Origin of the sequence: Protofrankia sp. Cas4, from assembly GCF_963555915.1 — a bacterium.
Taxonomy (GTDB): Bacteria; Actinomycetota; Actinomycetes; order Frankiales; family Frankiaceae; genus Protofrankia.
The window spans coordinates 1-4524 of the sequence record NZ_CAUVXL010000273.1; the positions used below are offsets into that span (position 1 = coordinate 1).

The 4524-nt window shown below is 67.2% G+C and carries 4 protein-coding genes; 2 read left to right on the forward strand and 2 right to left on the reverse strand.

Annotation, left to right across the window (positions count from 1 at the left end):
• The first annotated feature begins 109 nt into the window (after positions 1-109).
• Together trxA and U9979_RS24845 are read left to right on the forward strand one after the other, a co-directional pair.
• Entirely contained in the window at positions 110-436 is a 327-nt protein-coding gene (gene trxA / locus U9979_RS24840; RefSeq protein ID WP_322749167.1) for a thioredoxin, read from the forward strand.
• Between the two features lie 326 nt (positions 437-762).
• Entirely contained in the window at positions 763-2082 is a 1320-nt protein-coding gene (locus U9979_RS24845) for an N-acetylmuramoyl-L-alanine amidase (protein WP_416220307.1), read from the forward strand.
• A 118-nt stretch (positions 2083-2200) separates the two neighbouring features.
• Here the strand turns inward: U9979_RS24845 and U9979_RS24850 are convergent, their stop codons facing one another.
• Both U9979_RS24850 and U9979_RS24855 read right to left on the reverse strand, forming a co-directional pair.
• Positions 2201-2848, reverse strand: a complete 648-nt coding sequence (locus tag U9979_RS24850; RefSeq protein ID WP_322749165.1) for a GNAT family N-acetyltransferase — start codon at positions 2846-2848, stop codon at positions 2201-2203.
• 570 nt (positions 2849-3418) lie between these two features.
• Positions 3419-3847 carry a protein-tyrosine phosphatase family protein gene (locus U9979_RS24855; RefSeq protein WP_322781195.1) on the reverse strand — a complete coding sequence of 143 codons (429 nt, stop codon included), beginning with the start codon at positions 3845-3847 and terminating at the stop codon, positions 3419-3421.
• Positions 3848-4524: the final 677 nt, after the last annotated feature.

Consider the following 4524-nt stretch of genomic DNA (forward strand, 5'->3'; position numbering starts at 1 on the left):
GCTCTAAGTTCCCCTGGATCCGAATCCACCAGGTTCGTCAGGGCACTGTGTCCGCGGAGTCGTTCTGACACGACGCCGTCCCCGTAGCAACGATAGGGAGGAGATCATCATGGCTGGGGTTACCAAGCCCGTCACCGACAGCACATTCGCCGACGAGGTCCTGGGAAGTAGCGTGCCCGTCCTCGTCGACTTCTGGGCGGAGTGGTGCGGGCCGTGCAAGATGATCGCCCCGGTTCTCGAGGAGATCGCGGCCGAGCACAGCGACAAGCTGCGCGTAGTCAAGCTCAACATCGACGAGAACCCGCAGGTCGCTCGGCAGTATCAGATCATGTCAATACCCACTATGGCCGTTTTCGTGAACGGCGAGGTGGATAAGAGCATCGTCGGCGCGAAGCCGAAAGCAGCCCTTCTGCGGGATCTTTCCGCATACATCTGAGTACGGCCTGTGTGGCGGGTGATGGTGGCCCGCCCACGAGGCAGGGGTCCCCGTGCCACGCCGAAGGCGTTGCACGGGGAAGCCGGATCGGTAGGCCCCCGCACAGCGGCCCGCCCACGAGCTCGGGGTCCCCGGATCGCGGCGAAGCCCCACCCACACCCGTGATACGCCTACCGATTCGCGAAGCGGATCGGTAGGCCCCCGCACAGCGGCCCGCCCACGAGCTCGGGGTCCCCGGATCGCGGCGAAGCCGCTATCCGGGGTTAGCCTGTGTCCCCGTGACCCGTCCGTCAGTAGGTTCGAGTGGTAACCGCGGGGCAAGGCTTCTGCGTCTCGGCGACCGTGATCCATCCGTCATCGAGGTACGCGCCGCATTGATCTCCCTGTCGTTTCTGCCGGCCGCGCCACGTCAGCCAGACGCATCCGCGCCGGGTTCGGGAGGCCCGAGGCTACGCAATCATGGTTCCTCCGCACTGCCGGAGGTCCCGGTCACCGGGCCGCTGTTGGTTCCAGCCAGCACAGACCTACCTCATCCTACCGACCCGCACGTGTCATATCCGTACATGTCCGACCGGCGCGTGTCCGACCTGTCGGGGTCCGACCCTGCGGCGGACGGGAGCCTGTTCGACGAGGCACTGGACGATGCCGTCCGTGCGTTTCAGCAGAGCCGAGGCCTGTCCGCGGACGGCATTATCGGCCCGGACACCTTCCGCGCGCTCGACGAGGCCCGTCGCAAGCTCGGCGACCGCCTGCTGTACCACAGCATCAACCATCCGTTCATCGGAGACGATGTGGCAGCACTCCAGGAGCGGCTGTCGAACATGGGGTTCGACGTGGGACGAGCGGACGGGATCTTCAGCTCGCAGACGGAGGCGGCACTCAAGGACTTCCAGCACAACCGGGGCTTGGAACCGGATGGCCGTTGCGGGCCGCTGACCCTGCGGGAGCTGAAGAAGCTGGAACGGACCGTCGTCGGCGGCCGTCCGGATGTGCTGCGGGAGTCGGTACGCCTGCTTCAGCAGGGTCCGTCCCTGCTCGGGGTCGTGGTCGCGATCGACCCCGGGCATGGTGGGGGAGATCCGGGGGTCACCGTCGGGCAGCTGTGCGAGCGCGACCTCATGGCCGATCTTGCCTCTCGACTCGAGGCCCGACTGTTGGCCTCCGGCCTGGAGGCATACCTGCTGCACGGTCCACACGAATCGCCGGACGACTCCGAACGTGCCCATCGGGCGAACGAAATCGGCGCGGACCTACTCGTGTCGTTGCATCTGGACGCGGGCAAGTCGCCGCGTGCCCAGGGAGTGTCGTCCTACTACTTTGGCAATGCCCGGGGATCGTCCGCCGTGGGTGAACGCCTGGCCGGGCTCGTGCAGAAGGAACTTGTATCGCGCACGGACCTCGTCAACTGCCGGACCCATGCCAAGACCTGGGAGCTCCTTCGGCAAACGCTGATGCCGGCCATCCGTACGGATCTGGGCTATCTCACGAACCCGCACGATGCCGCCGCACTCGAATCGCAGGAATTTCGGGCCACCGTCGCCGAGGGGATACTCGCTGCGGTACAGCGGCTGTTCCTGCCGCCGGACCTCGACCCACCCACAGGACAGCTACGGGTGCCGACGCTTGCCTCGCGTACGGCCCGCTGAGGCCCTGCCTGGCCCTTTCTACCGACTCTGCCGCAAACCCCCGCCGACGGGCTGGCCGTATCCCTGCTAGCCGTATCCCTGCTGGCCGTCTCCCAGGGCAATTGGCACCGAGACACGGTCAGCCCGTCGGCGCTGTCCCAGCCGCGCTACCGACCTGGCGCAGCATCGCCTCCGGTGCCATCGACCCAAGCAGCCGCTCAAGCGCGACCTCAACCTCTTCCCGCCAGCTCACGGCGTTCTTGACCTCAAGCCGCAGCCGGGGCCAACGGTGGTGCGGCCGGACCGTCTTGAAGCCCACGGCAAGCAGATACTCGGCGGGTACAACGCACCGGGTCCCTTCGCCACGCAGATCCCCGAAAGCCTCAATGGCGCGAAACCCACGGCGGACCACGTCCTTGGCGACCGACTGGATGAGAACACGCCCCAAGCCCTGGCCAGCGAACTCATCCAAGATTTTTGCAGTCATGAGGAGCACGGCGTCCGGACTGACGGGACTCGTCGGAAAGGCGACCGACCGCGGTACATAGGCCGGCGGTGCGAACATCGCGAACCCGGCCGCGACACCGTCCACATAAATGATCTTTCCGCAGCTTCCCCACTCGAGAAGGGCCGAGGACACCCACGCTTCCTTCTCCAGTTCAGTGCCCCCGGCTTCCTCCGCCCGACTGCGTGCGACCGGGTCCAGCTCCCAGAAGACGCATCGACGGCACCGCCGCGGCATGTCGTCAATGTTGTCGAGAGTGATGTTGGCAATGCGACGGCTCATATCGCGATGTTCCACGCGGCCAGGCATCCAGCGTCGAGGTCACCACTGACATCTCTCACACATCCAGGTTAGGCCATCCGGTGTAGATATTCATTGAAGATGACCGCTGTCCGGGTACGACGAAGGTTTCCGGCGGCCAGAGCGCCCAGGAGCGCGGGGTGTCGGCGTCGGCGAACCGACCCCTGCTGCATCTCCTGGCACGAGAAGTCCTCAACGTGGCGCGTACCACGTCGTCAGGGTGGGACGGGTGGGGGCGAGTTCATAATGTTCCACGTGAAACGCCCGCGGTGGAGTCGCCGACGACGGGCCCCTCGAGCCGGAATTCGCAGCACTGGGTAGCGCTGCGGGCGAACTCCTGTGGGAGAACCATCTCGATCGCCGTGTGACGGTGGGATCTGGACAGGCCAGGAGGCCGGCTGGGCGCGGATCGCCCGGCAATGGGGGTGTGGATGAAGGAGTGGGGCTGGGGTGCGTGCATCGCGAAGTGCGAGGACAGAGGCACGCGCCCCAGCCCCGGGACGCCGCATCCCTGTTGCCGGGCACTCTACGTTGTGGCTGATGGGGCGAGAGCTACTGGAAGCGGGAGACGAAGCGGCGTTGCCAGGGTGTCTCCACGGCGCGTGGGGAGTATCGCTCCCGGACGTAGGCAACCGCCTCACGGGCCGGTACCCCGTCCAGCACTGCGAGGCAGGCCAGTGCCGTGCCGGTTCGTCCGTATCCACCGGCGCATGCGACCTCGACGCGCTCGGCTTCGGCGCGGATCCATGCCTCGCGCAGCGCGTCGACGGTTGCCGTGCGGTCGGATGGCAACCAGAAATCGGGCCAGCGAAGCCACCGGCTTTCCCAGACAACGGGGGGTGCCTCCTGGCCCAGCAGATGCAACGCGAAGGTGGGAACGGGACCAGCCGGAAGCGGCACGCGCAGTCCCCGACCGCGAACGATCCGGCCGGAGGGCAGCCGCAGCACGCCCGGCGCTGCGGGCTCCCATGGTGCGATCATGGTGCGAGGGTAGCCCTCTTAGCCTGTCAGCGTGCTCACCGAGCAGCGTGCTGATGACGTCTTCGCGGCAGTGGCCGGCCCGGTGTGCAACTGCACCAGCTGATGCGGCTGCGCTGAGCACGACCCAGCGGAGCCCGACGCAGGAGCCGCCGGCCCGGACCCCGGTGACCCGGGGATTGCAGGTAGCCAGTTGGTCAATCCGCTCCCGACCGGTGCCGCTGGCGTGGATGTTCACAGCGGCGACCCGCACCACCAGACACGGGCCGCGGGCGCCGGTGACGATGTTCTGCGGTCGTCCCGGTCCCAGCCGTGCCAGCCGTGCCAGCCGTGCCAGCCGTGCCAGCCGTGCCAGCCGTGCCAGCCGTGCCAGCCGTGCCAGCCGTGCCAGCCGTGCCAGCATCGACGGCGCCGGACGTGCGGACGTGCGGACGTGCGGACGTGCGGACTGCGAGTTCACCATCGCCGCCGACGGCCGGACCCTCCGACCCCGGCAGCCAGTGCTGATGTCAAGGGACGTCGTGGGGCACCGGAACCGTGTCCGCAGTGCGCCCGGACCGGGGGACGTCCCGGGGCTTTGGGTGCTGGCACCCGAGGGAATTCTGATCGCCCGACGGGGTGGAAATGTCGGACCAGACGCTTATTCTGAACATATGTTCGAATCGTCTGATGGGTGTGCC